The organism is Stenotrophomonas sp. PS02297, from assembly GCF_029959705.1.
In the GTDB taxonomy this organism is placed as follows: domain Bacteria; phylum Pseudomonadota; class Gammaproteobacteria; order Xanthomonadales; family Xanthomonadaceae; genus Stenotrophomonas; species Stenotrophomonas nitritireducens.
In genome coordinates this window covers 1-24,507 of the sequence record NZ_JASCOS010000050.1, presented here as the reverse complement: position 1 = coordinate 24,507, position 24,507 = coordinate 1, and the positions used below count along the sequence as shown (strand labels likewise).

The 24,507-nt window shown below is 70.4% G+C and carries 25 protein-coding genes and 1 other RNA gene; 16 read left to right on the top strand and 10 right to left on the bottom strand.

The annotated features are described in order from the left end of the window. Positions 1–401: 401 nt before the first annotated feature. From QMX80_RS11085 to QMX80_RS11065, 5 genes are all read right to left on the bottom strand, one after another. Positions 402–2,561, bottom strand: a complete 2,160-nt coding sequence (locus tag QMX80_RS11085; RefSeq protein WP_055771626.1) for a bifunctional (p)ppGpp synthetase/guanosine-3',5'-bis(diphosphate) 3'-pyrophosphohydrolase — start codon at positions 2,559–2,561, stop codon at positions 402–404. A gap of 262 nt (positions 2,562–2,823) precedes the next feature. Next, entirely contained in the window at positions 2,824–3,123 is a 300-nt protein-coding gene (gene rpoZ, locus QMX80_RS11080; protein WP_054667378.1) for a DNA-directed RNA polymerase subunit omega, read from the bottom strand. Between the two features lie 198 nt (positions 3,124–3,321). Further along, positions 3,322–3,933, bottom strand: coding sequence for a guanylate kinase (gmk, locus tag QMX80_RS11075; protein WP_273082454.1), 612 nt, complete (start codon positions 3,931–3,933; stop codon positions 3,322–3,324). Between the two features lie 126 nt (positions 3,934–4,059). Further along, the gene (locus tag QMX80_RS11070) at positions 4,060–5,307 is read right to left on the bottom strand and encodes a serine hydrolase domain-containing protein (protein ID WP_282277087.1); all 1,248 of its coding nucleotides are present in this window, start codon (positions 5,305–5,307) and stop codon (positions 4,060–4,062) included. 557 nt (positions 5,308–5,864) lie between these two features. After that, positions 5,865–6,725: a YicC/YloC family endoribonuclease gene (locus QMX80_RS11065; RefSeq protein WP_055771637.1), complete on the bottom strand. Its 861-nt coding sequence runs from the start codon at positions 6,723–6,725 to the stop codon at positions 5,865–5,867. 111 nt (positions 6,726–6,836) lie between these two features. Between QMX80_RS11065 and rph the strand changes: the two genes are divergently transcribed. The 7 genes from rph to pepQ all read left to right on the top strand — a co-directional run bounded on the left by rph (position 6,837) and on the right by pepQ (position 14,093). After that, positions 6,837–7,565, top strand: a complete 729-nt coding sequence (gene rph / locus QMX80_RS11060) for a ribonuclease PH (protein WP_057505118.1) — start codon at positions 6,837–6,839, stop codon at positions 7,563–7,565. Continuing rightward, positions 7,562–7,951 (top strand): VOC family protein, encoded by a 390-nt coding sequence (locus QMX80_RS11055; protein ID WP_055771643.1) that lies wholly within the window; start codon positions 7,562–7,564, stop codon positions 7,949–7,951. The genes rph and QMX80_RS11055 overlap by 4 nt, the downstream gene beginning before the upstream one ends. Further along, on the top strand, positions 7,948–8,547 hold the full coding sequence (gene rdgB, locus QMX80_RS11050) for an RdgB/HAM1 family non-canonical purine NTP pyrophosphatase (RefSeq protein WP_282277086.1): 600 nt from the start codon (positions 7,948–7,950) through the stop codon (positions 8,545–8,547). Before QMX80_RS11055 ends, rdgB begins: the two co-directional genes overlap by 4 nt. Positions 8,548–8,556: 9 nt before the next feature. Then, positions 8,557–9,768, top strand: a complete 1,212-nt coding sequence (hemW, locus tag QMX80_RS11045) for a radical SAM family heme chaperone HemW (protein ID WP_282277084.1) — start codon at positions 8,557–8,559, stop codon at positions 9,766–9,768. A gap of 86 nt (positions 9,769–9,854) precedes the next feature. Continuing rightward, positions 9,855–12,347 carry a DUF1631 domain-containing protein gene (locus tag QMX80_RS11040; protein ID WP_282277082.1) on the top strand — a complete coding sequence of 831 codons (2,493 nt, stop codon included), beginning with the start codon at positions 9,855–9,857 and terminating at the stop codon, positions 12,345–12,347. Continuing rightward, the gene (locus tag QMX80_RS11035; protein WP_282277081.1) at positions 12,344–12,691 is read left to right on the top strand and encodes a PilZ domain-containing protein; all 348 of its coding nucleotides are present in this window, start codon (positions 12,344–12,346) and stop codon (positions 12,689–12,691) included. The genes QMX80_RS11040 and QMX80_RS11035 overlap by 4 nt, the downstream gene beginning before the upstream one ends. A gap of 79 nt (positions 12,692–12,770) precedes the next feature. Next, positions 12,771–14,093 (top strand): Xaa-Pro dipeptidase, encoded by a 1,323-nt coding sequence (pepQ, locus tag QMX80_RS11030; RefSeq protein ID WP_282277079.1) that lies wholly within the window; start codon positions 12,771–12,773, stop codon positions 14,091–14,093. Positions 14,094–14,244: 151 nt separating this feature from the next. Here the strand turns inward: pepQ and QMX80_RS11025 are convergent, their stop codons facing one another. The 3 genes from QMX80_RS11025 to QMX80_RS11015 all read right to left on the bottom strand — a co-directional run bounded on the left by QMX80_RS11025 (position 14,245) and on the right by QMX80_RS11015 (position 18,219). Beyond that, a complete protein-coding gene (locus QMX80_RS11025; protein WP_282277078.1) occupies positions 14,245–16,218 on the bottom strand; it encodes a trehalase family glycosidase in 1,974 nt (657 codons plus the stop codon). A gap of 116 nt (positions 16,219–16,334) precedes the next feature. After that, on the bottom strand, positions 16,335–17,666 hold the full coding sequence (locus QMX80_RS11020; RefSeq protein ID WP_282277075.1) for an aminopeptidase P N-terminal domain-containing protein: 1,332 nt from the start codon (positions 17,664–17,666) through the stop codon (positions 16,335–16,337). 7 nt (positions 17,667–17,673) lie between these two features. Beyond that, positions 17,674–18,219 carry a YecA family protein gene (locus QMX80_RS11015; RefSeq protein ID WP_055771667.1) on the bottom strand — a complete coding sequence of 182 codons (546 nt, stop codon included), beginning with the start codon at positions 18,217–18,219 and terminating at the stop codon, positions 17,674–17,676. A 126-nt stretch (positions 18,220–18,345) separates the two neighbouring features. Between QMX80_RS11015 and QMX80_RS11010 the strand changes: the two genes are divergently transcribed. The 6 genes from QMX80_RS11010 to rpiA all read left to right on the top strand — a co-directional run bounded on the left by QMX80_RS11010 (position 18,346) and on the right by rpiA (position 21,093). Then, complete coding sequence (locus QMX80_RS11010; protein ID WP_055771670.1) at positions 18,346–18,567, top strand: TIGR02449 family protein; 222 nt, start codon at positions 18,346–18,348, stop codon at positions 18,565–18,567. Beyond that, a complete protein-coding gene (locus QMX80_RS11005; RefSeq protein ID WP_282277071.1) occupies positions 18,564–18,863 on the top strand; it encodes a cell division protein ZapA in 300 nt (99 codons plus the stop codon). The genes QMX80_RS11010 and QMX80_RS11005 overlap by 4 nt, the downstream gene beginning before the upstream one ends. Before the next feature lie 86 nt (positions 18,864–18,949). Then, positions 18,950–19,134: non-coding RNA, 6S RNA (gene ssrS / locus QMX80_RS11000), on the top strand. Positions 19,135–19,240: 106 nt separating this feature from the next. Beyond that, entirely contained in the window at positions 19,241–19,831 is a 591-nt protein-coding gene (locus QMX80_RS10995; RefSeq protein WP_282277069.1) for a 5-formyltetrahydrofolate cyclo-ligase, read from the top strand. After that, positions 19,828–20,313, top strand: a complete 486-nt coding sequence (locus QMX80_RS10990; RefSeq protein WP_055771679.1) for an EVE domain-containing protein — start codon at positions 19,828–19,830, stop codon at positions 20,311–20,313. The genes QMX80_RS10995 and QMX80_RS10990 overlap by 4 nt, the downstream gene beginning before the upstream one ends. Positions 20,314–20,445: 132 nt before the next feature. Then, positions 20,446–21,093: a ribose-5-phosphate isomerase RpiA gene (gene rpiA / locus QMX80_RS10985; RefSeq protein WP_273082429.1), complete on the top strand. Its 648-nt coding sequence runs from the start codon at positions 20,446–20,448 to the stop codon at positions 21,091–21,093. A 33-nt stretch (positions 21,094–21,126) separates the two neighbouring features. Here the strand turns inward: rpiA and QMX80_RS10980 are convergent, their stop codons facing one another. Both QMX80_RS10980 and QMX80_RS10975 read right to left on the bottom strand, forming a co-directional pair. Beyond that, complete coding sequence (locus tag QMX80_RS10980) at positions 21,127–22,101, bottom strand: hypothetical protein (protein WP_282277066.1); 975 nt, start codon at positions 22,099–22,101, stop codon at positions 21,127–21,129. Between the two features lie 97 nt (positions 22,102–22,198). After that, positions 22,199–22,594, bottom strand: a complete 396-nt coding sequence (locus QMX80_RS10975; protein ID WP_055771688.1) for a hypothetical protein — start codon at positions 22,592–22,594, stop codon at positions 22,199–22,201. A gap of 134 nt (positions 22,595–22,728) precedes the next feature. Between QMX80_RS10975 and QMX80_RS10970 the strand changes: the two genes are divergently transcribed. The 3 genes from QMX80_RS10970 to QMX80_RS10960 are packed head-to-tail and all read left to right on the top strand — an operon-like array spanning position 22,729 to position 24,467. Further along, positions 22,729–23,250, top strand: a complete 522-nt coding sequence (locus QMX80_RS10970) for a hypothetical protein (RefSeq protein WP_282277062.1) — start codon at positions 22,729–22,731, stop codon at positions 23,248–23,250. A gap of 56 nt (positions 23,251–23,306) precedes the next feature. Next, the gene (locus QMX80_RS10965; protein WP_055771938.1) at positions 23,307–23,759 is read left to right on the top strand and encodes a DUF192 domain-containing protein; all 453 of its coding nucleotides are present in this window, start codon (positions 23,307–23,309) and stop codon (positions 23,757–23,759) included. Positions 23,760–23,771: 12 nt separating this feature from the next. Further along, entirely contained in the window at positions 23,772–24,467 is a 696-nt protein-coding gene (locus QMX80_RS10960; protein WP_273082420.1) for a TetR/AcrR family transcriptional regulator, read from the top strand. Positions 24,468–24,507: the final 40 nt, after the last annotated feature.

Genomic DNA, 24,507 nt, shown 5'->3' with positions numbered 1-24,507 from the left:
CATCGGCTCCCGTGGGGGGCGGGGCAATGCCCCGGCAGCGCGACACTGGACAATTCTTCACCACCTCTCGCGGATGCCCGCCCCGCAATGCGCACGGACGGTTATCCACAGGTTGTCGGCATGGCGTTGCACATCGCTTGTGGAGAACCCGCGGCCCACGCGGCAATCCTGGGGAGCGGCTGCATTTGATATGGGTCGCCGGCAAAGCCCAGCGGGGCGTTGCCCCGCCCTCCATCTGTGGCGCCGGGCAACGCCCCGCGGGGCTTGGCCGGTAATGCTCCAGCGGGGCATTGCCCCGCTCTACAAGGCGGTGCGGGTTCCGTTGCGCGGGGCAGCGCCCGGCGGGGCTTCCCCGTAGAGGCCACGGCGGGGCGTTGCCCCGCCCTACCCGTTGGCCGCGCTCATTGGCGGCGTACCGCCTGCACCACGCTCAGGCGGCGCAGCCGCCGCATCACTTCGGCCAGGTGGTTGCGGTCGCGCACCTGGATGTTGAAGCACAGCACCGCCGCGTTGAAATCGCGGTCCAGGTAATCCACGCGCTCGATGTTGGACTGGCTCTGGGCGATGGCCGCGGCCAGCTGTGCCAGCACGCCGGTGCCGTTCTCCACTTCCACCACCAGCGCGGTGTCGTAGTCGCCGACCACGCTGCTGTCCCAGCCGATCGGCACCCAGCGCTCGGGCGACTTGCGCAGCTCGGCCAGGTTCGGGCAGTCCATGCGGTGCACCACGATGCCCTTGCCGGCGGTGTGGTAGCCCATGATCTCGTCGCCCGGGATCGGCTGGCAGCAGCCGGCGAAACTGACCACGCCGCGCTCGCTGCCGTTGATCAGGATCTTCTCCTGCGCGCGCTGCGTGGTGCCGCCGGCGCGCGGCTCGCCGTGCGCCATCAGCGCCTGCGCGGCCTGGGTCGGCATCCAGTTGCCGAGCGCGACATCGGCCAGGAAGGCCTCCAGGCGCGGGTAGCGGTGCTCGGCGAGGAAGGCGTCCAGCCGGCCCTTGGGCAGGCGTTCGATCGAGCTGTCCATCGCCTCCAGCGCGCGGTCGAGCATGCGGTGGCCCAGCTGCACCGCGTCCTCGTGCTCGAGCTGCTTGAGCTGGTGGCGGATGGCGGTGCGCGCCTTGGAGCTGACCACGAATTCCAGCCACTGCGGCTTGGGCGTAGCCGAGCGCGCGGTGATCACTTCCACCGTCTGCCCGCTGACCAGCCGGGTGCGCAATGGCACCAGCTTCTTGTCCACGCGCGAGGCCACCGCGCGGTTGCCGACGTCGGTGTGCACCGCATAGGCGAAATCCAGCGCCGTGGAGTTGCGCGGCAGGGCGAGGATCTTGCCCTTGGGCGTGAACAGGTAGACCTCGTCCGGGAACAGGTCGACCTTGACGTTGTCGAGGAATTCCAGCGAGGAACCGGCCGAGCGCTGCGAATCGATCAGCTCGACGATCCACGCGTGGGCGCGGCTCTGCGCGCTGTTGGGCGTATCGCCGCCGAACTTGTAGGTCCAGTGCGCGGCCACGCCGCGTTCGGCGATCAGGTCCATTTCCTCGGTGCGGATCTGCACCTCGATCGGCGAACCGTAGGGCCCGAACAGCACCGTGTGCAGCGACTGGTAGCCGTTGGCCTTGGGAATGGCGATGAAATCGCGGAAGCGCCCGTCCAGCGGCTTGAACGCCGCATGCACCGCGCCCAGCGCGTGGTAGCAGCTGGGCACCGAACGCATCACCAGGCGGAAGCCGAACACGTCCATCACCTGGTCGAAGGTTTTGTTCTCCTCGTGCATCTTGGTGTAGATGCTCCAGGGGGTCTTGATGCGGCTGATCAGGCGGTGCTCCAGGCCCTCGCGCGCCAGCCGCTGCGACAACTGCACCTCCACCTGCGCCATCGCCTCGCGGCGTACCACCGGCTGGCTGCGGATGTGCTTTTCCAGGATTGCGTGGCGCCACGGGTACAGCGCCTTGAAGCCCAGGTTCTGCAGCTCGGACTTGATCAGGCTCATGCCCAGGCGCTGGGCGATGGGCGCATAGATGTCCAGCGTCTCCATCGCGATGCGGCGCCGTGCTTCGGCGCTCTGCGCGCCGAGCGTGCGCATGTTGTGCAGCCGGTCGGCCAGTTTGATCATGATCACGCGCAGGTCGCGCGACATCGCCAGCAGCATCTTGCGGAAGCTTTCCGCCGCCGCTTCCTGGCGGTCGCGGAAGCGCAGCTTGTCCAGCTTGGTGACGCCCTCGACCAGCTCGGCCACGGTCTGCCCGAACTGTCCGGCCAGTTCATCGTGGGTGAGCGGCGTGTCCTCGATGGTGTCGTGCAGGATCGCCGCGACCAGCGCTTCCACATCCAGGCCCAGCTCGGCCAGGATGCCGGCCACGGCGACCGGATGGGTGATGTAGGGTTCGCCGGACTTGCGGGTCTGGCCTGCGTGCGCGGCCGCGCCCACTTCCCAGGCGCGGCGCAGCATCGGCAGCTGCTCGGCGGGCAGGTAGCTGGCTGCGCGTTCGAGTTGGAGTACGTAGTCCGGCACCGCGCCACCCGCGGACGCAGCGACCTGGGCAGAGGGGCCTGGGTTCATGCTTGGAAGATATGCCAGCGGCAACAACACGGCAACGCCGGAGACGCGACACCGCTCCCGCGCTGTCGCCCCGCGGTTTGCACTGCAAACCGAGAGCCCCGTCTTCCGCTCACCCACGCCCCGCCGCTTCGCGGCGCCTCCTGACTCAGGGGGCTTTCCTCCAGACGCATCCGGGGGACGGGTTTCCAGGGTGGCGGATGCCCGGAAAGCAGACAGCCCGCACGCGGCGGGCTGTCGGTGCACAACGATGATCGGCGGGCGATCAGTCGTCGTTCTTGGACATGTCCTCGTCGGCGACGACTTCGGCGGCCGCCCATTCCAGCGCTTCGCGCTCGGCGCGCTCGCGCTCGGCCTTCTCGACTTCCTCGATCAGCGCGTTGTCGATCTTGCGGGCGGCGATCTCGCGCAGCGCCAGCACGGTCGGCTTGTCCTCGGTCTCGCTGTTGTCGAGGGTCGCCTGCACGCCGTTGGCCAACTGGCGGGCGCGCTTGGACGCCATCATGACCAGCTCGAAACGGTTGTTAACGACTTCCAGGCAATCTTCTACGGTAATGCGGGCCATGCGAGCTCCCGGCGACCAGCAGCGGCCGCTCGATCGGATGAGGGAAAGGGCGTGGATTGTACAGGCCGGCACCCGGGAAAATCAAATCGCGCCCCAGGCCAGCCCTTTGGAATCAATCAGTTGCCGTTCCGGAAAGCCCGCGGGACCGGCCATCCGGCCGGCATCGCCCTGTCCCGCCCATCCCGGCGCAGCGCCGCCTCAGTCCAGCAGCGAACGGATCAGGCCGTCGTGACGGACCTGCTGCTGTGCCCGCCGCAGGCGGCTGGCGGTGAAGATGGCGCACATCTCGTCGACCGCGGTGTCGAACACCTCGTTGACGATGACGTAGTCGAATTCGTCGTAATGCAGCATCTCCTCGCGCGCGGCAGCCAGCCGCTGCGCCATCACCGCTTCGCTGTCCTGGCCGCGCTTGCGCATGCGGTCGTCCAGCGCCTGCTTGGAGGGCGGCAGAATGAACACGCTGACCGCGTCCGGCACCTTCTCGCGCACCTGGCGCGCGCCCTGCCAGTCGATCTCCAGCAGCACGTCCTTGCCGGCGGCCAGCTGCGGCTCCACCGACTGCCGCGCGGTGCCCTTCCAGTCGCCGTGCACGCTGGCGTGCTCGAAAAAATCGCCCGCGGCGATCATCCGCTCGAACTCGGCGGCGCTGACGAAGTGGTAGTGCCGGCCGTTCTCCTCGCCCGGGCGCATCGCCCGCGAGGTGAAGGAAATGGACAGCGCGATCTGCGCATCGCGCGCCAGGGTGGCGTTGACGATGCTGCTTTTGCCGGCGCCGGAGGGTGCCGCGACGATATAGAGGGTGCCACGCATCGCGCGGATCTCCGGTCGATGGTTCGGGCGGCGCACGATAACCAGCCCGGGCCGCCGCTGCAAATGCCGGGGCCGGGAGTGCCGCCGATTCCCGCCGCGCACGGGGCCGGGGCCGCCGGCGCCGGATCAGAGGTCGAAGGCCAGCATGTCGCGCCCGGTCGCCGCGCGCACGATGCGCTGGTAGACGCCGGTGCCGCCACCGCCGCTGGTCATCACCACCAGCCCGCGGCGGCGCTGCGGATCGCCCACCGCGAAGGTCTTGTAGCGGCCGGCGTTGGAGCCGCCGTGGAAGAACCAGCGCGCATCCGCATCCACGCGTTCCAGGTTCCAGCCCAGGCCCTTGTCCAGCCAGCCCGGCCGCACCGCCAGCTGCGGCGCCAGCATCGCCTGCCGGGTGGCTTCGGCGATCTCCCACTCCTGCCGAGTCTCGCGCCGCATGACGTGGGCGATGAAGCGCGCATAGTCCTGCACCGGCCCGCGCAGGCTGGCGGCGGCATTGGCGAGCAGATCCCCCGGCCACACGAACATGCCTTCCGGCGCCGCGGCCTGGGCCAGCGGCAGTGCGCGCACCGCGTCGTCCCAGGTCCAGGCAGACAGCGGCTTGCCCTGCGCCTCGGCCAAGGGCTGCAGCAGCGGCCATTGCGCGCGGAAGGTCTGCACCACCGGCTGCGCGCCGGGCGCGGGCACGCCGGTCACCGAATGGCGCGCGGCATGCGCGTTCCAGGTGTAGGTACTGCCACGCATGCCGGCCGGTTCGAACAGGCGCCGCTGCGCCAATTGATCCAGGCTCTGGCCGGTGACGGTCTCCACTACCCGCTGCAGCCAGAAGAAGGCTTCGCCCGAGTAGTTCACCCGCTGCCCCGGCTCGGCGATCGTGCGCAGCGGATCGCGCTCGGGATGCGCGCGCCAGTCCGGCAGCCCACTGCCGTGGCGCAGGACGTCGCGCACGCTGATCCGCTCCAGCCGGGGGTCGTCGCCGGCCAGGAAGTCAGGGCGGTGGTAGTCCACCAGGGCGCGGTCGAGCTGCAGCACGCCGGCATCGACCAGCTGCAGGACCAGGTAGGCGAACACCGGCTTGCTCAGCGACGCGCACTCGAACACGCTGTCCGCGTCCACCGCCGCGCCGCTTTCCACGTCGGCCACGCCGAACCCGCGATGCCAGGCCAGTTCGCCCCGCTCCACCACCGCGATGGCGACGCCGGGCACGCCGAAGGCGCGCATCCATTCCGGCAGTCCGGCCAGGAAGGCGTCGGACGGAATCCATGGCCGGTCATCGCGCACCGGCGGGGCCGCCTGCAGCGCCGGTGCCGGCAGCAGCGCGAGCGACGCACTGGCCGAGGCCATGGCGAGGAACCTGCGCCGGGAAGTCGGCATGGCGGCCATCTCCTGCATGTACATCACCCCTGGGATCGAAACATCAGTCCGGGAAGAGCCTACCTGGCGACCATGCCGTCCTGGAAACTCCCGTTGCGGGCACTGCACGCCCCCTCTGGGTCGGGGCTTGTTCGGCCAGTGGCTTTCGGGTTCTCCCAGGCAGCTTCCGCGCCGCGGTTGCCCCGGTGAAGAGTCGCGCCTCGCCGGATCAGGCGGTCCTCGGGGATGCCCTGCTCCGCCCCGCGCAGATGGCCCGGATTTCCCGGCCTCGGCCGCGAGCACCCCGGCCCGCCGGTGCGACCGCGCGGCGGAAAGCCCGGACCCGGGCGCCTGCGCGGCCTCTAAGTCCGGTTTCCGGTCGACGAAAAACAGATCCACCCCATGCCCGCTTCGCCGCCGAAGCCCGATGGCGCTCCCGTCCAGCATTGCAGCCTTTCCACCCCCACATCCGCCACCTGCCGGACCGGGGGTTTGCGGGCAGGGCGCCAACGTACCGAGCACACGCCCCTGCGTGCAGGAAGGCCATGCCCGGCATGGCCCCTGCGCACGCCCAGTTCCTACTCCAGGTTCTGCACCTGCTCGCGGATCTGGTCGATCAGCACCTTCAGTTCGACCGCGGCATTGGAGGTGCGGCTGTCCACCGACTTGGAGCCCAGCGTATTGGCCTCGCGGTTGAACTCCTGCAGCAGGAAATCCAGGCGGCGGCCGACCGGCTCGCGCTGGCGCAGCACGCGGCGGATCTCGCCGATGTGGCTGCCCAGGCGGTCCAGCTCCTCATCCACGTCGAGCTTCTGCAGCCACAGCACCAGCTCCTGCTCGGCGCGGCCCGGATCGACCGGGTGCGGCAGGTCGGCCAGGCGCGCGGCCAGCTTGGCGCGCTGGCCCTCGCGGATGGCGGGAATCAATTCGCGCACCTCGCCGGCGATGCGTTCGATCGCATCCACCCGCTCGCTGATCGCGGCAGTCAGCTTGGCGCCCTCGCGCTCGCGCGCGGCCACGAAGCCGTCGATGGCCTCGTCCAGCAGCGCCAGCGCCTCGGCGTGCAGCGCCGCGGCATCGACCGCTTCGCCGCGCAGCACGCCCGGATAGGCCAGCAGCTCGGTGAAGCTGACGCGCATGTTCAGGAAATGCCCGTGCAGGCGCTGCGCCACCTCGCCCAGCTGCTCGACCAGTGCCTCGTCCACCGACAGCGTGGGCGCCGCCTCGGGCGCGCGCAGGCGCATGACCAGATCCACCTTGCCGCGGCTGATGCGCGCGGCCACGCGCTCGCGCAGTTGCGGCTCCAGCGCGCGCAGTTCTTCCGGCAGCCGCACCCCCACTTCGAGGAAACGGTGGTTGACCGAGCGCAGCTCGCAGCCGAGGGTGCCCCAGCGCGTGACGCGTTCGCCGCCGGCATAGGCGGTCATGCTTCGGATCATGTGGATTTCCGGTGCGTTGCAAAGGGCGAATGGTACCCTAGGCGCCTCCGGATGCCGGCCCGCAGGCCGCCCGGACACCCCCACGACGCTCCATCGCCACCCGGACTTCCCATGACCTTTTCCCGTCCCAGCGGCCGCCAGGCCGACCAGCTGCGCACCGTCACCCTCGAACGCGGCTTCACCCGCCATGCCGAAGGCTCGGTGCTGGTGAGCTTCGGCCATACCCGCGTGCTGTGCACCGCCAGCGTCGAGAACCGCGTGCCGGCGTTCCTGCGCGGCAAGGGCGAAGGCTGGGTGACCGCCGAGTACGGCATGCTGCCGCGCTCCACCCACACCCGTTCCGACCGCGAGGCCGCGCGCGGCAAGCAGGGCGGACGCACGCTGGAGATCCAGCGCCTGATCGGCCGCACGCTGCGCGCCTGCATCGACCGCAACGCGCTGGGCGAACGCACCATCACCCTGGACTGCGACGTACTGCAGGCCGACGGCGGCACCCGCACCGCGGCCATCACCGGCGCCTACGTGGCGCTGGTGGACGCGGTGAACAGCCTGCTCAAGCGCGGCGAGATCAAGCGCAATCCCGTGTTCGGCGCGGTCGCGGCGGTGTCGGTCGGCGTCTACAAGGGCGTGCCGGTGCTGGACCTGGACTACGCCGAGGACAGCGACTGCGACACCGACATGAACGTCGTCATGAACGACGGCGGCGGCTTCATCGAACTGCAGGGCACCGCCGAGGGCCATGCCTTCCGCCGCGACGAACTGGACGCGCTGCTGGCGCTGGCCGAGAAGGGCATCGGCGAACTGTTCGCCGCGCAGCAGGCAGCCCTGGCCCAGGCATGAACCGGCGCATCGCCCTGGTCACGCTGGTGGTGGCCGACTACGACGAAGCCATCGCCTGGTACACCGGCAAGCTCGGTTTCCAGCTGCTGCAGGACATCGACCAGGGCCACAAGCGCTGGGTGGTGGTCGGGCCGGCCGACGGCAGCGCCGCCGCCCTGCTGCTGGCCCGCGCCAGCGACGAGGAACAGCGCGGCCGCATCGGCAACCAGACCGGCGGCCGGGTCGGCTTCTTCCTCGACACCGACGACTTCCACCGCGATCACGCGGCCATGCTGGCCGCCGGCGTCCAGTTCCTGGAACAGCCGCGCGAAGAACCCTATGCCACGGTCGCGGTGTTCCGCGACCTGTACGGCAACACCTGGGACCTGCTGGAGCCCAAGCAATGAAACTGGTCCTGGCCAGCGGTAACGCCGGCAAGCTGAAGGAACTGCAGGCGATGCTGGCCGACCTGCCGCTGCAGATCGTGCCGCAGCGCGAACTGGGCGTGGACGACGTGCCCGAAACCGGCCTGACCTTCGTCGAGAACGCGCTGATCAAGGCCCGCCATGCCTGCACGGTCACCGGCCTGCCGGCGCTTGCCGACGACTCCGGGCTGATCGTCGATGCGCTCGATGGCGCGCCCGGCCTGTACAGCGCGCGCTACGCCGGCAGCCCCACCGACGATGCCGCCAACAACGCCAAGCTGCTCGCCGCACTACGCGATGTACCGCCCGAGCGCCGCAGCGCGCGCTTCTACGCGGTGATCGTGCTGCTGCGCCATGCCAACGACCCGCAGCCGCTGATCTGCGAAGGCAGCTGGGAAGGCCGCATCATCGACGAACTGCGTGGCAGCAACGGCTTCGGCTACAACCCGGTGTTCCTGGATGAAGAACTGGGCCTGACCGCCGCGGAAATGCTGCCTGAGCAGAAGAACGCCCGCAGCCATCGCGCCACGGCGCTGCGCCTGCTGCTGCAGCAGCTTTCCCGCCAGCTGGCGCACTGAGCCGCGACGATGAGTGCGCATTCCCACGTGCATGACGACGCCTGCGGCTGCGACGCGCCCGCCGCGGTGCAGCTGGTCCCACCACCGCTGTCGCTGTACGTGCACCTGCCCTGGTGCGTGCGCAAATGCCCGTACTGCGATTTCAACTCGCACGCCGGCAAGGGCGCGCTGCCGTTCGATGCCTATATCGACGCACTGATCCGCGATCTGGACCAGGACCTGCCGCTGGTCTGGGGCCGGGTGGTCAACAGCGTGTTCTTCGGCGGCGGCACCCCCAGCCTGTTCCCGCCCGAGGCGATCGACCGCTTCCTGCAGCAGGCCAGCGCGCGCCTGCGCTTCGCCCCGAACCTGGAAGTGACGCTGGAGACCAACCCCGGCACCGCCGAGCACGGCCGCTTCGACCGCTACCGCGCGGCCGGGGTCAACCGCATCAGCTTCGGCATCCAGACCTTCAACGACGAAGCGCTGCAGCGCCTGGGCCGCATCCACGACAGCAACGAGGCCGAACGCGCGGTCAAGCTGGCCCAGGATGCCGGTTACAGCAACTTCAACATCGACCTGATGTATGCGCTGCCGCAGCAGACCCTGGCCCAGGCCGAGCACGACCTGGAGCGCGCGTTTGCGCTGGACCCCACGCATATCTCGCACTACCAGCTGACGCTGGAACCGAACACGGTGTTCTTCGCCAAGCCACCGCAGGGCATCCCCGACGAAGACAGCGCCTGGGACATCCAGGAGCATTGCCAGGCCCTGCTCGCCGAGCGCGGCTACGGCCAGTACGAAGTCAGCGCCTATGCGCGCGACGGCTGGCAGTGCGCGCACAACCTGAACTACTGGCGCTTCGGCGACTACCTGGGCATCGGCGCCGGCGCGCACGGCAAGATCAGTTCCGGCGCCGAGCGGCATGTGCTGCGCCGCTGGAAGCACAAGCACCCGCAGACGTTCATGGATACGGCCGGCACGCCCGCGGCGATCGGCGGCGACGACGTGATCGACGCCGCGCGCCTGCCGTTCGAATACATGCTCAACCTGCTGCGCCTGCACGAGGGTTTCGGGCTGCGCGACTTCGAATCGCGTACCGGCCTGGACCGCGGCGTGCTGCGGCCGGCGCTGGCCACCGCGGTGGAGCGCGGCTGGCTGCTGCACGACGGCGAGCGCATCGTTCCCACCGAGCTGGGGCGGCGCTTCACCAACGACGTGATCGAACTGTTCCTGCCCTGAACAGGGCCCGTCGCCGCCCCGCAAGTGGCGGCGCCACCGGCGAAATGATAGAAATCGCCCACCAGGGGGCGTGGAAAGCACATCGGATGTCAGGCATTACAGCAAGCTCCTCCAGCCAGGCGCTCGCCCGGCTCGCCGGCGCGCAGGTCCCCGAACGCGTGCGCCATCTGCTCGAAGCCGTCCACGGCATCGCCGCGCAGGTGCTGGCCTCGCCGCTGCAGCTGACCATGGTGCAGCTGGAACGCGAACTGTTCGGCCTCGCCGAGAAGGCGCGCAACAGCCAGGCCCAGGCCGACGTCTACGCGCAGATCCGCCAGCTGGGCGTGCATGCCGCCGAATTCCCCGGCTGGTTCCTGGACGCGCTGGCCGACGACCTGGCGCGGCTGCGCGAACCGTCCACGCCCGGCGCCACGCCGGCGCCGGCGATACCGGCGATGACCCTGGTCAACGACACCGACATCGACCGCGACATCGTCCTGCACGAAATGGCGCGGCGCGAAAGCTACCGCGCGCAGTCGCACCTGCAGCTGCTCGGGCAGCGCTTCGGCGTGCTCTGCGCGCAGCCGGCATTCGACGCCGAGCGGCTGCCGGTGGGCCCGCACGCGCTGTGCCGGATACTGCGTGCCTGCGGCGAGCGGCTGGGCCTGAACCTGGAAGCGCAGCAGCAGCTCTACCACGTGTTCGAACGGCAGGCACTGGAACGGCACGTCGAACTGCTGGACCGCCTGAACATCCTGCTGGCCCGCGAAGGCGTATTGCCCGGGCTGGTCTACATCCCCTATCTGCCGCGCCCCGCGGGCCAGCGCCGCACCGTCGGCGCACCCGCCGCGGGCGCCACGCGCGAGGGCCAGGCCGCAGCCGCGCCGCGGCCGCTCACCCATTGGCAGGGACAGGCGCCGGCGGCGTCGTGGGCGGACGCCGCGATGGGCGCAATGCCCACGCCCGCGGCGCCAGCGCCCGCATCGACGGGACCGGGCACGGCCCCCGCCCCGACCCCGGCCGGCATGGCCTCGCTGCACGAACTGCTCGATACCGCGCGCCAGTTGCTGGCGCAGCAGCTGCAGTCCGGTGCCGGCAATGGCGCTGGCGGCGCGGTTCCGCCCGCCGACATGCTCGCCGCCCTGGCCGCCCTGGCAGGCCAGCAGCGCCCTGCTGGCGCCACCGCCGCCGCGCCAGGCGCTGCAGGCGCTCCGTCCGCCCCGGTGGCCGACCTGGCCAGCATGGCGGCGACGCTGCAGGCCGCCGCACCGGCGGTGCCGGCACGCGCCGTTCCCAGCGAAGCGGTGATGGACGTGCTCGCGCGCCTGCAGCCGCAGGGCGCGGCGCAGGGCACGCGGCGCAGCTTCGGCGACATCCAGAAGGCGCTGCTGTCGCAGGTGCGCGCCGAGCATGGCCAAAGCGCCACGCTCTCGCCCCGCGACAGCAACACCCTGGACCTGCTGGGCATGCTCTACGGCCAGATCCAGCGCGAAGTGCGCGCCGACGGCCCGGCCAGCGACCTGCTCAACCGCCTGCAGGTGCCGCTGGCGCGCGCCGCCGTCGGCGACGAGGCGTTCTTCATCCGCGACCAGCACCCGGCGCGCGAACTGCTCAACACCGTGGCCGAATCCGGCGCGGTATGGCTGGGCGAGGACGATGGCGACCCGGTGCTGCTGCAGAAGCTAGGTGAAGCGGTGGACCGCGTGGTCGCCGAATACCAGGGCGACGAATCCGTGTTCGCCGCCGCCAACCGCCAGGTGCAGTCGCACCTGCAGGCGGCGGTGCGCAAGGCCGAGGTCACCGAGCGCCGGCAGATCGAGGCCGCGCGCGGCAAGGAGCGGCTGGAGGCGGCCAAGCAGCTGGCTGGCCGCACCATCGGCCAGCTGTGCAGCGCGGCGACGCCGCCCAGGTTCGTGCAGACCCTTCTGCACGAAGCCTGGAGCGACGTACTGACCCTGACCCTGCTGCGCCAGGGCGAGGACTCGGAGGAATGGCGCCAGCGCCAGGAAGCCACCCGCCGCATCGGCGAGATCACCGCCAGCGCCGAAGGCGCGGCCGATCCGGCGCTGGGCGGCCAGATCGAGGAATCACTGCTGCAGGTCGGCTACCACGAGGACGAGGCCGGCGCGATCGCCCGGCGCCTGTCCACGCCCGGCGGCGAGGACGAGATCACCTCGCGCACCGAACTGGCCGCCCGGCTCAAGGCCCGCGCCCGGCTCGGCGGTGGCGACGGCAAGGACGGAGCGGACCCGCAGGCGCCGCCGCCTTCCGAGCGCACCCCGGCCGAGGAAGGCTATTACCGCCAGCTGCGCACGCTGCCGTTCGGCACCTGGTTCGAATTCACCACCAACCAGCAGGGCGACACCCGCCGCCTGCGCCTGTCCTGGTACAGCCTGGTCACCGACAACGCGCTGTTCGTGAACCAGCGCGGGCAGAAGATGGCCGAGCATTCGCTCGACGCGCTGGCGCGGCTGATGGCGCGCGACCAGCTGCGCATCGTCACCGAGGACCGCGGCCGCCTGATCGACCGCGCCTGGCAGGCCACCGTCCGCGCCCTGCGCTCGCTCGCCGGCGGCCACACCGCTCCGGAGTCCACATGATCCCCGAAACCCGGCGCGCCCCGCGCCTGCAGGTGCCGGCCCTGGTGCCGGTCACCGACACGATGACCGCCGGCGTGATCGGGCGGCTCGGCAACGTGTCCGAAACCGGCATGCTGCTGATCGCCTCCGAACCGCTCAACGAGGACGCGCTCTACCAGCTGCGCTTCCCGGTCCCCGATGGCCGCGGCGGCGAGCAGTCGGTCGACGTCGGCGTGCACCTGCTGTGGCGCGAGGCGGCGCAGGCGCCGGGCCACTTCTGGGCCGGCTTCCGCTTCCTGACCCTGGAAAAGACCCACCGCGAACGCCTGCGGCAGTGGATCGAATCCAATCTTCCGGCCTCCTGAACGACGGAACCGGCACAGCGGCCCGGGGCCGATTACGGCAGAATCGTGGTTCGATTCCAGCCTTGCCGCGAGCCCCACCATGAACCTGCCCGACCCCGGCGCCCTGTATTACGACCATCTGGGCGTGCTCGCCCGCCGCGCCGACGAAGCCCTGGCCCGCGGCGGCTTCGATCACCTGGTCGTGCCCAGCGGCCGCCTGCATTACCAGCTGTTCGACGACCGCGACTACCCGTACGCGGTCAACCCGCAATTCAAGACCTGGCTGCCGCTGACCCGCCTGCCGGACAGCTGGCTGGTGTACACGCCCGGCCGCCGCCCGCAGCTGGTCTACCACCAGCCGCACGACTACTGGCACGCGGTGCCGGCCGCGCCCAGCGGCTGGTGGGTAGAGCATTTCGACATCCACGTCATCCGCACGCCGGAAGAAGCCCTGGCCCTGCTGCCGAAGGACCCGGCGCGCTGCGCGATCCTCGGCGAGCCGCAGAGCGCGCTGGGCAGCTTCGTGCCCAACAACCCGCAGCCGGTCATCGATTACCTGGAATACCAGCGCGCGTTCAAGACGCCCTACGAGATCGCGCTGATGCGCCAGGCGCAGGTGCACGCGGTCCGCGGCCACCGCGCCGCCGAGGCCGCGTTCCGTGCCGGCGCCAGCGAATTCGGCATCCACATGGCCTATTGCAGCGCCGTGGGCCAGGACGCCAACGAACTGCCCTACGGCAACATCATCGCCCTCGACGAGCACGCGGCGGTGCTGCACTACACCGACCTCGGCCATACCGCGCCGCAGCCCGCGCGCAGCTTCCTGATCGACGCCGGCGCCTCCGCGCATGGCTATGCCAGCGACATCACCCGCACCTACGCCGCCGCCGGCCATGACGAGTTCCAGGCGCTGATCGACGCGGTGGACGCCGCACAGCGGAAAATGTGCGCGGCGGTGCGTGGCGGCTTCGACTACAAGCAGCTGCACGTCGATGCGCACCTGGCGCTGATGGGCATCCTCAAGGATTTCGGCGTCATCACCGTGTCGCCGGAGGCGGCGCTGGCCAGCGGCGTCAGCGCGGCGTTCTTCCCGCACGGCATCGGCCACCTGATCGGCGCGCAGGTGCACGACGTGGCCGGCTTCGCCGCCAGCGACCGCGGCGGCCGCATCGAGCGCCCGGCCGGCCATCCCTACCTGCGCATGACCCGCGTGCTGGAACCGGGCATGGTGGTCACCATCGAACCGGGCGTGTACTTCATCGACATGCTGCTGGACGAGGTGAAGCAGGCCGGCAACGCCGCCAGCGTGGACTGGGACCGCGTGGATTTCTTCCGCCCCTACGGCGGCATCCGCATCGAGGACGAAGTGCTGTGCACCGACGGCGAGGCCGACAACCTCACCCGCCCGGTGTTCGCGGCCTGAGCCCATCGTTCATGGATGCGGGGCTTGCCCCGCATGCTTTCCCGGTGAAGCCCGTACCGGGCAAGCCCGGTACCTACGGGGTGTGTAGATGCGGGGCTCGCCCCGCATGCCCTGCAGGAGCGCGCATCCGTGCGCTCCTGCAGGCGTCGCCTCATTCGCGGCCGATGCCCAGCAGCCACAGGTAGCTGGCCGCCGACCAGCTGAAGTTGCGCGCCTGGTAGCCCTTGCCGGTAGTCGGGTCGTAGTTCTCGTACATCGGCGCCTGTGCGGCCAGGCCATCGGCGGCCAGCAGCAGGCGCGCGCTCAGCGCATCGGCCTCGCCCGCTTGGCCGTAACGGCGCAGTGCCTCCACACCGAAGCGCGCCTGGTCCAGCCACAGCGGCCCGCGCCAATAGCCTTTGATCGGCGAGAAGCGCGGATCGTCGGCCGCCAGCGTCGGCAGCGGCATCGGCGTGGCGAAGCGCGCCGGGTCGAGCATGGTCGCGATCACCGCGCGCGCCTGCACCGGGCTGGCCAGACCGGCCCACAGCGGCGTCCAGCCTTCGGATCCGAACACGCCGATGCGCTCGCCCGTGCCCAGGCGCGCATCGAAGAACCAGCCGGCGTCGGCATCGAAGAAGCACGTGCCGATGCGCTGCTTCATCGCCCCGGCGTCATGCCGCCACGCAGCGGCTTCATCGCGTTTGCCGAGCACCTCGGCCAGTCCGGCCAGGTCGAGCTTTTCGCGATAGAGGTAGGCATTGAGGTCCACCGATTCCTGGTCCAGCGACCAGGCCCCCTCGCCATTGGCCAGCATCTTCGCGTCGTCGAAGCGCACCGCGTTGTCCATGCCGCTTTCCCAGGCCGCGGCGATGCGGGTGCCGTCGGTGGCGCCGAACTCGGCCAGCCCGTTGCGGTCGTGGTCGCGCTCGGCGAACCACCAGCGGTGGTAGCGCACCAGCCGGTCGTACATCTCGGCGACGAAGGCCGCGTCCCCGGTGGCGCGGTGGATCTCCCGCGTCGCCCAGGCCGCGAGCGGCGGCTTGGTGTTGCGCCAGTTGTTCTCCTTCGCGTCCAGGTAGACGCTGTCGGCGACCATGCCGTTGGCGGCCTGGTAGTCGAACATCGCGCGCATCTGGTCGCGCGCCAGCTCCGGCGCGAACCACGCCAGCGCGGCGGCGTGCTTCCACGAATCCCAGGCCCAGAAACCGTTGAAGTAGTCGGCCGAATACGACGGGATGACACCGTCGTGATGCAGAGCGCCACGCGCGGAGCGCCAGTTGCCGATCAGGGTCTGCACCGCCTTCACCGCGACATGCCGCGCGACTTCGTCGGGCACGCCTTCGACGTGGCTGGACGCGACCGCGCGCAGGTAGCCGCCCCAGCGCGCGCGGCTGTCCCGCCACCGCGCCGGTTCGTCGGCGACGGGCGGCACGGCGGTGCCGGTCTCCGGCGACAGGTACTGCTCCAGCACCAGCGTCAACGGCTGTCCCGGCTGCAGCCGTAATGGCGCCGCCGAGGCGAAGCGATGGCCCTGCCGGTCCTGCTGCGGCGGCATCCGGCCCGCGTCCATCTGCAACCGGGTCAGCAGCGCTTCGTCGCTGCCGGCGAAGGTCTGCACCAGCGCATCATCCCGCAGCGTGAGGGCATCGCCGGGCGCCAGCATCGGCTCGGCCTCCACCGCGATGTCCAGCGTGCGTGCGGTGGTCGCATCCAACTCGATGCGCACCAGCGCACGCCGCGCATCGGCGAAGTACAGCACCTGCCGCAGGCGCACCCCATCGCCCTCGAAGCGCCGTTCCAGATAACCCGGCCATGCGTGACTGGCGACCTCGCGCAGCGCGACCGGCGTGCCGCTGGCGGCATCCTTCAGCGTCACGTTCGCCATCCGCTTGCCGACCCAGCGGCCGGCGCCGAGGCTGTGCACGAACGGCCCGCTGAAGCCGCTGCCGGCATCGGCCGCGGCCGGCAGGCTGTAGCCATGCCAGGCGCCGGCGTCGAAGAAGATGTTGAAGCTGCGGTCCTCGGCGTTGGCGGGCGTACCGTGCAGGTCGAGCACATCGGCAGGGGGAGGTGCCGCCACGGCGTGCGAAGCGAAGGCCAGCGTTGCGGCGAGCAGCAGGCGCAGGTGGAATGTCGCTGGCATCGGCTTTCTCCGTGATTTCTGTCCGCGCAGATGCTTCTGCAGGAGCGCGTTTCAGTCGCGAACGGGGCGTTGACGGGAAACCCTGGTTGCGGCTGAAGCCGCTGCTGCGGACGTCGCTACGGCTGCGCGCGCGCCATGAACGCCTCGATCTCGTCGGCGCTGCGTTCCAGCTCGCCGGTCAGCACAAGGTGGCCGTCGCCGGTGATCAGCACGTCGTCCTCGATGCGGATGCCGATGCCGCGCCAGCGCGCTTCCACGCTGCCGTCGTCCGGCGACACGTACAGCCCCGGTTCGATGGTGAACACCATGCCCGCCTCCAGCAGCCGCGATTCGCCGGCGAGCCTGTAGTCGCCCACGTCGTGCACGTCCAACCCGAGCCAGTGCCCGGTCTTGTGCCGGTAGAAGCGCTTGTAATGGCCTTCGATGAGGTTCTCTTCCAGGTCGCCCTGCAGCAGCCCCAGCCGCAGCAGGCCTTCGGTCAACACTTCGACCGCGGCCAGGTGGCCCTCCTCATAGGCGATGCCCGGCTGCGCCTGCTCCAGCGCCGCCGCCTGCGCGGCCAGCACCAGCTCGTGCAGGGCGCGCTGCTCGGCGCTGAAGCGGCCGTTGACCGGGAAGGTGCGGGTGATGTCGCTGGCGTAGCCGCGGTATTCGGCGCCGGCATCGATCAGCACCAGGTCGCCGTCGCGGCTGCCGCCGCTGTTGGCGCGGTAATGCAGCACGCAGGCATTGGCGCCGGCGCCGACGATGCTGTTGTAGGCCGGCACGGCGTCGTGGCGGCGGAACTCGCGTTCCAGTTCGGCCTGCAGTTCGTATTCGCCGATGCCCGCGCGCGCGGCACGCATCGCCGCGCGGTGCGCGCGCACGCTGATGTCGGCGGCCTGCTGCATCAGCGCGATCTCGGCCGGCGACTTGAACAGGCGCTGCTCGTGCAGCAGGTGGCCCAGCTCCAGGAACTCGTGCGGCGGCTGCGCGCCGTGGCGCACCTGCGAGCGCACCCGGTTCACCCAGCCGATCAGCTTGAGGTCGAAATCGGCGTCGCGGCCGAAGTGGTAATAGACCCGCGAACGCCCTTCCAGCAGGCCCGGCAGGATGTCGTCCAGGTCCTCGATCGGATAGGCGTCGTCCATGCCGTAGCGCGCCACCGCGCCTTCCTGGCCTTCGCGCGGGCCATCCCAGGCTTCGCGTTCGGCGTCCCGCTCGCGGCAGAACAGGATCGTCTCGCCATGGCGGCGGCCGGGGATCAGCACCAGCACCGCTTCCGGCTCGGGGAAACCGCACAGGTACCAGAAGTCCGAATCCTGCCGGTACGGGTAGTGCGTGTCGTTGCTGCGCACGCGCTCGGGCGCGGCTGGCAGCACCAGGATGGCGTCGTCGCCGGCCGCCTCCATCAGCTGGCGGCGGCGATGCGCGTACTCGGCGGGCGCGATGCCGGTCAGCGTGTGCATGGCCGGCTCAGTTCAGGCGCTGGCGGTGGCGCGCGCCCATCACGCAGTCGCCGTGCAGCAGCAGCACCGCCACGCGCACGAATTCCTCGATCTCGGCCAGCGCGTCCTCGTCCTCGTCGGCGCTGTCGAACTCGTCACTGGAGGCCTGCGCCAGCCGCGCCAGGTCCTGCAGGGCTTCCTCGCCCTCCTCGCTCAGCGCCGGGCGCTTGCCCGCGGCCAGGCCGAAGCCGCCGAGGAACGCGCGGCACCAGTCGAACAGCGCGTCGGTACGTTCCTGCAACGGCGCCGCCGGCGCGGCCAGCACCAGCTCGAAGGCGAAATCGCGGTCTTCCAGCTGCGCCACCACCGCTTCGCGCAGGCGGTCGAGCGCGCTGCCCGGTTCGGGCGTGGGCAGGTTGTCGTCGGCCAGCACCCTGGCCGGCCAGGCCGGCAGATCGGCGCCGCCGGCGGCGAGCCAGCCGCACAGGCCACCGTGGAGTTCGGCCGGGGTGGCGCCAAGGTCCAGCGACTGGCTGGCCTGGAGGATGTCGTTGACGGCGGGAAGATCGGTCATGTCACACAGGTCTGTGGAAGCGGAAAAGGCCGATGCCGCGCGGCGCGGCAACGGCTGCACAGTGTAGCAACGGCGCCGTGCGCGCCATCTTGACCACCCCCGACGCGCATGCCTATCGTGCCGGGCATGGATTCCTTCGACCCCGCCACCCAGTTGCAGGCCCTGGCCGCGCGCCTCGAACTGCTGTTCGAGCGCAACCAGCGCCTGGCCGACGAGAACCGCAGCCTGCGCCAGCAGCAGGAGCAGCTGGTCGCCGAACGCGCGCAGCTGCTGGCCAAGAACGAACAGGCGCGCTCGCGGGTGGAAGCGATGATCACCCGCCTCAAGTCGCTGGAGCAGCACACGTGAGCCAGAACGAGCCGGTCAGCGTCCGCATCCTGGACCGCGAATACACCGTCGGCGTGGAGCCGGCCGAGCGCGACAGCCTCACCGCCGCCGCGCGCATGCTCGACGCGCGCATGCGCGAGATCCGCGGCAACAACCGCATGGCCGCGGTGGACCGGGTGGCGGTATTGGCCGCGCTCAACCTGGCCCACGAACTGCACCTGATGCGCGATGAACTGGCGCAGCAGCAGCGGCGTTTCCAGAGCGCGATGAACGATCTCAACCGCCGCCTGGACAACGCGATCGACGACGGGCGCTGACGGCGTCGCATTCATCCGACGGACGGTTCCGTCTTCGCTGCATCCGTGGGCTGCCATGCGCGTGCAACACGGCTATACTGGCGTCGCGTTCTCTGCCGTGAACGACGGCGTGTGCAAACATTCGCCTTGTCCCTTAATGACGACCACGGGGGCGCGACGGAGTCAGGTGTGCAGGTCCGCCTTGCAGCGGGAAGCCCGAAGATTCCCCAGCGTTCCCACTTGAACCCCGGGTTCAAGGTCGTTTCGCACGCATCGTCATGGCGGAGAATGCAATTATTCCGGAACGGCGCCGCAAGGCGCCGTTCTTCTTTGTCAGGTCCATGCGCCGGCCGGCACGCCGGCCGATAATCCCGACAGGTTCCGCTCCAACGCCGCCGATGACTGCCGACGACCGCCAGGACCTCCGCCGACAACTGCGCCAGCGCCGCCGCGACATCCCGGCGGCCGAGCGCATCGCCGCCGCCGAGGCGCTGGCCGCACGGCTGCTCGCCCTGCCCTTCGCCGACGTGGCCGGCCCGGTGGCCGGCTACTGGGCGATGGACGGCGAGATCGCCCTGCACCGCTGGCAGATGCAGTTGCCCGCCCGCCAGACCTATTGCCTGCCGGTGCTGCAAGGCAAGCTGCTGCGTTTCGCGCCGTGGCGCCCGGGGCAGCCGCTGCGCGCCAACCGCTACGGCATCCCCGAGCCGGACATCGATCCGGAACGCACGCTGCACGCGCAGGACATGGCGCTGGTGGTCGCGCCGCTGGTCGGCTTCGACCCGCAGGGCCGGCGGCTGGGCATGGGGGGCGGCTGGTATGATCGCAGCTTCGCTTTCCGCCAGCGGCAGAGCGCGCCGCCGTGGCTGGTCGGCGCCGGCTTCGCCGCCCAGCAGTTGCCGGCGCTGCCGGTCGAGGACTGGGATGTGGCGGTGGATGCCATCTGCACCGAGCACGCCACTCTCTACCCGGAACCGTCGCACGCATGACCGCCCGCAAGCGCTACTGGCTGATGAAGTCCGAACCGGACGCCTTTTCCATCGACGACCTGCAGCGCGTGGGCACCGAGCCGTGGAACGGCGTGCGCAACTACCAGGCGCGCAATTTCATGCGCGACGGCATGAAGGTCGGCGACGGCATCCTGTTCTACCACTCCAACACCAAGGTGCCGGGCATCGTCGGCACCGCCACGGTGGCCAGCGCGGCCTACCCGGACGACACCCAGTTCGACCCGACGTCCGATTACCACGATCCCAAGGCCAGCCGCGAACAGCCGCGCTGGTACCTGGTGGACGTGGCCTTCGAGCGCAAGCTGGCGCACGTGATCGCGCTGGACGAGATCAAGCGGCACACCGACGAACTGGGCGAGGGTTTCCCGCTCACCGCCAAGGGCAACCGCCTGTCGGTGTTCCCGGTCACGGCCGCGCAGTGGAAGCTGCTGCTGGCGCTGGAAAAGAAGAAGCCGGCCTGATCCCGAACCTCCCGCAGGAGCAGCTCCGGGTGGCCTCGGGCCATCAGCCGCGAAGGGCGCGTTCCCGGTAAAGCCCGTTCGCGGCCGAGCTCCTGCAGACAAACGCATTCCTCCAACTCCACCGAGCCCACCATGTCCGAAGCCAAGCGCCTGGCCGCCGAAAAAGCCATCGAATACGTCCAGAAGGGAATGATCGTCGGGGTCGGCACCGGCTCCACCGTCGCCTACTTCATCGAGGCGCTGGCCCGCATCAAGGACCAGATCGAAGGCGCGGTCTCCAGTTCCGAGCAGAGCACCGCCCTGCTCAAGGGCCACGGCATCGAGGTGCTGGACCTGAACCACACCGGCGGCCTGTCGCTGTACGTGGATGGCGCTGATGAGTGCGACGGCAACAGGAACCTGATCAAGGGCGGCGGCGCCGCGCTGACCCGCGAGAAGATCATCGCCGAGGCCAGCAAGCAGTTCGTCTGCATCGTCGACCCGAGCAAGCAGGTCAAGGTGCTGGGCAAATTCCCGCTGCCGGTGGAAGTGATCCCGATGGCGCGCAGCCTGGTGGCGCGCGAGATCCTGGCGCTGACCGGCGGCCAGCCGGTGTGGCGCGACGGCGTGGTCACCGACAACGGCAACCTGATCCTGGACGTGCACAACCTGTCCATCACCGACCCGGTGAAGCTGGAACAGCAGCTCAACCAGATCCCGGGCGTGGTCACCGTCGGCCTGTTCGCGCGGCGCCCGGCCGACGTGGTCATCGTCGGCGGCGAACCGCCGCAGGTGCTGTAAGCCCGCACACGCGACGGCGGTTGCCGCGGCGCGTCAACCGGCGGTGGCGTCCAGCCAGGCACGCCACTGCTGCTCCAGTGCCGGCAGGGTGTCCGGCAGGCCGAAGGACGGGCCGGTGTCGGCCAGCCAGTCGTCGAAACGGCCGCCGGCGGCAATGCGCTCGCTGATGCTGCCCAGCACGCCCGGTCGCACAGCGGCCGTGGCCTGGTCCAGGAAGTCGGCCCAGCCCTGCACCTGGGCGTAGTAGCGCGCCCCGGTCGCCGGGTCGCCGGCCTCGGCCGGGCTGCGATAGACCAGGCTGACGCCCTTGGTGGCCGGTGCGGCCTGTCCGTCGGGACGGGCCGGGTTGGCCATGGCCAGGAAAACGGCCAAGTCGGGCAGCGGATGCGCCGGATCGGCCCGCAGGCCGCGCAGCATCCGCCTGCGCTGGGCGACCAGTTCGTCCGCTTCCAGGGTCATCGCCGCCGCCTCGTTGAGCCAGTCGGGGCTGCGCGCATGGCCATGTCCGGACGTCCTGCCCAGGTCCGGCCAGTAGGCCAGGTTGAAGACCACATGCCCCAGCTCGTGCCGGGTCAGGTTGCGCCAGATCGCCTGGCCGATGGCCGGGTTGGCGGCGAGCAGGCGGCTGCCCGGGTCGTCGGCCGCCACCGCCGACTGGCGCGCGGCCTGGAAGGCCTGCATGCCGGGCCAGTCGATCACCTGCACGGCACCGGCGGCGAGCAGCCGCGCGCGGTCATCGGCGCCGATGCCATCGGGCGCGTCCAGCAGCACCGCCAGCCGCAGCGGCGGCCGGGCGAAGTGATGTTCGAAGGCCGCGGCGCTGGCGGCGAGGTCGCCAGCCAGCATCCGCACCTGGTCGGCATCGCGGCCATAGACCCAGCCATGCGCGCCGGCCGCGCAGCGGTCCAGCCCGGGCAGTGGCGGGCAATCCGCTTCCGCCCGCGCGTTGCCCGCGAGCAGCAGCAGGAACGACGCCAGGACAGGAGCCGGGAAACGGGAAAGAGGCATGCGCACATCTCCGGAAGGGAATGCTTCCCTGACGTACGGAACCGGCGGATGTGTCCAACCGCATGCATCGACACCGCGGGCGGCCGCGGCGGCGCCGTCAGCGCGCGGACTTCCGCTCCGTCTGCGCCAGCGCCTTGACCAGTTCGCCGACCAGTTCGCGCTGCCGCACCGGCAGGGCCAGGAAGCTGTTGATCACGGAGCGCTCGTGCGCGCCCAGCGCATTCCATTCGCCGTGCGTCTCGGCCACCCGCGGCGCGTCGCCGAAACGCAGGGCCTGCGGCGCGACGCCGAACAGCTCGGCCAACACCTGCAGCTTGTCCTGCTCGGGAAGCGAGCGGCCACCCAGCCAGCGCGATGCGCTCTGGAAACTCACCGAACGTCCCGTGTAGCGCGCATTGAACAGGCGGAAGAGGATCGCCGGGCGCGGTTCGTAACCGGCCGCGCTCATCGCCTGCTGCAAGCGTCGGGAGAATTCGAAGCGTTCGTCGCTCATGGCCGGCAACGTTACGGACCACGCCCGCGGCGGGATCACCATTCGCTTTCATTTGAATGAACTAATTGCTTTCATTGGCGCATGGACCCACGCGCGGTGCCTTGCAGGCGCCCGCCCCGCCAAGGAGAAGCACCATGGAAAACACCCCCGCCACCGGCATGGCACCGGAGCAGTTCGTCCGCGGCTACATGGAGGTGGACTACCGCAGCCGCTACGCCGGCGTGCTGCACCTGCACCCCACGCCGTCGGAAGCAATCGCCGAGCTGTGCCTGTTCCGCTTCTGGCTGGCCTGCCGCGCCTATGCGCATTCAGGGGCGACGCCGGCCCCGACGCCACCGCTCTGCCTGCCGCCCGGCTGGACGCCGCCGCAGCAGGCCAGCGGCCTGGATATCGACCGCGCACTGGACACCTGGCACGGCCATCTGCTGGAAAGCCGCTTCGATCTGTACGACCGCTTCTTCCAGCTCGGCCGCAACCACGACGATCCGCTCGGCCTGGATGCCGTGGCGCTGGCGCTGTCCTGCCAGCTGTTCGTGCAGCCTTCCGCGCTCACGCGGGCGTGGCTGCACGACGAAGTGCACACCCTGTTTTCCGCGCTGCTCGACGCCTTCGCCACCGCGCCAGGCGCGCCGCAACCCCGCGGCAGCGGCGCTTGACGCCACGCCACGCATCCGTAAAGGTGCGCAACGCCCTTCCGCTCGTGGATTCCGCCATGTCCCTGCCGCGCCTCGCCCTCTGCCTGTTCCTGTTGCCGCTGTCCGGCGGCTGCGCCAGCGCCGGCGGGAGCTGGGTGGAACTGGGCGGCACGCGCTACCAGGTGGAACTGGCCCAGGACGACGCCAGCCGCGCGCGCGGGCTGATGTTCCGCGACCGCATGGACGGCGACCGCGGCATGCTGTTCATCCACGACCGCCAGGAACCGCAGGCGTACTGGATGAAGAACACCCGCATCCCGCTGGACATCCTCTATTTCGACGACGGCCGCCGGCTGGTCAGCCAGCAGCGCGACGTGCCGCCCTGCTCGGCCGGCGACGCCTGCCCGCCCTACCCCAGCTTCAGGCCGGCGCGCTACGTGCTGGAACTCAACGCCGGCCAGGCCGCGAAGCTGAAACTGGAGGACGGCACCGAACTGGTGTTCGGCCCCGGCATCCCGAAGGGCAAGTGAGGAGCAGGTTCCTTGGCGGATTGGAAACGCAGCGTCCCCAGCCGTGAGCAGTTGCGCGACGCCAAGCGCAACGCCGTGCTGCGCGAGGCCTCGGCCTCGTTCAACAAGCATGGCTACCACGGCACCTCGATGGACGACATCGCCCAGCGGCTCGAGGTCACCAAGCCGGCGCTCTATTACTACTTCCCCAACAAGCAGGCCATGCTCAAGGCCTGTTTCGACCAGGCGATGGAAGTGGCCTTCGCCAATCTGGAGCGCGCGCGCCGCGATGGCGGCGATGGCCGCCAGAAACTGCGGGTAGCGCTTTCCGACCTGCTGGAGTACTTCATCGGCGAGCACAGCGTGGCCATCACCGTGCTGGAGGAAGGCTCGCTGTCGCCCGACGATTTCCAGGCGGTGAAAGCCGAGCGCCAGCGCTTCGAGCACGCACTGCGTGACATCGTCGGCGAAGGCATCAAGGACGGCAGCATCGTGCCGTGCGATCCGAAGCTGGCGGTACTGGCCCTGCTCGGCGCGCTGAGCTGGGTGCCGCGCTGGTACCGGGCCGACGGCGACTGGTCGCGGGCGCAGTTGAACACGCTGATGACCGAGCTGCTGGAACGGATGCTCAGCAGCGCCCCGGTGGCCAGGCTGCAGGCGCCGCGCCGGCGTCGCACCGGTGCGGCAACCGCGGCCGACGCCCCCCAACGCCCCGCGCGCCGGCGCTGAGCGCGCCGCGCGGCCGCTTCGGCGGCCCCGCGCGCGCCCC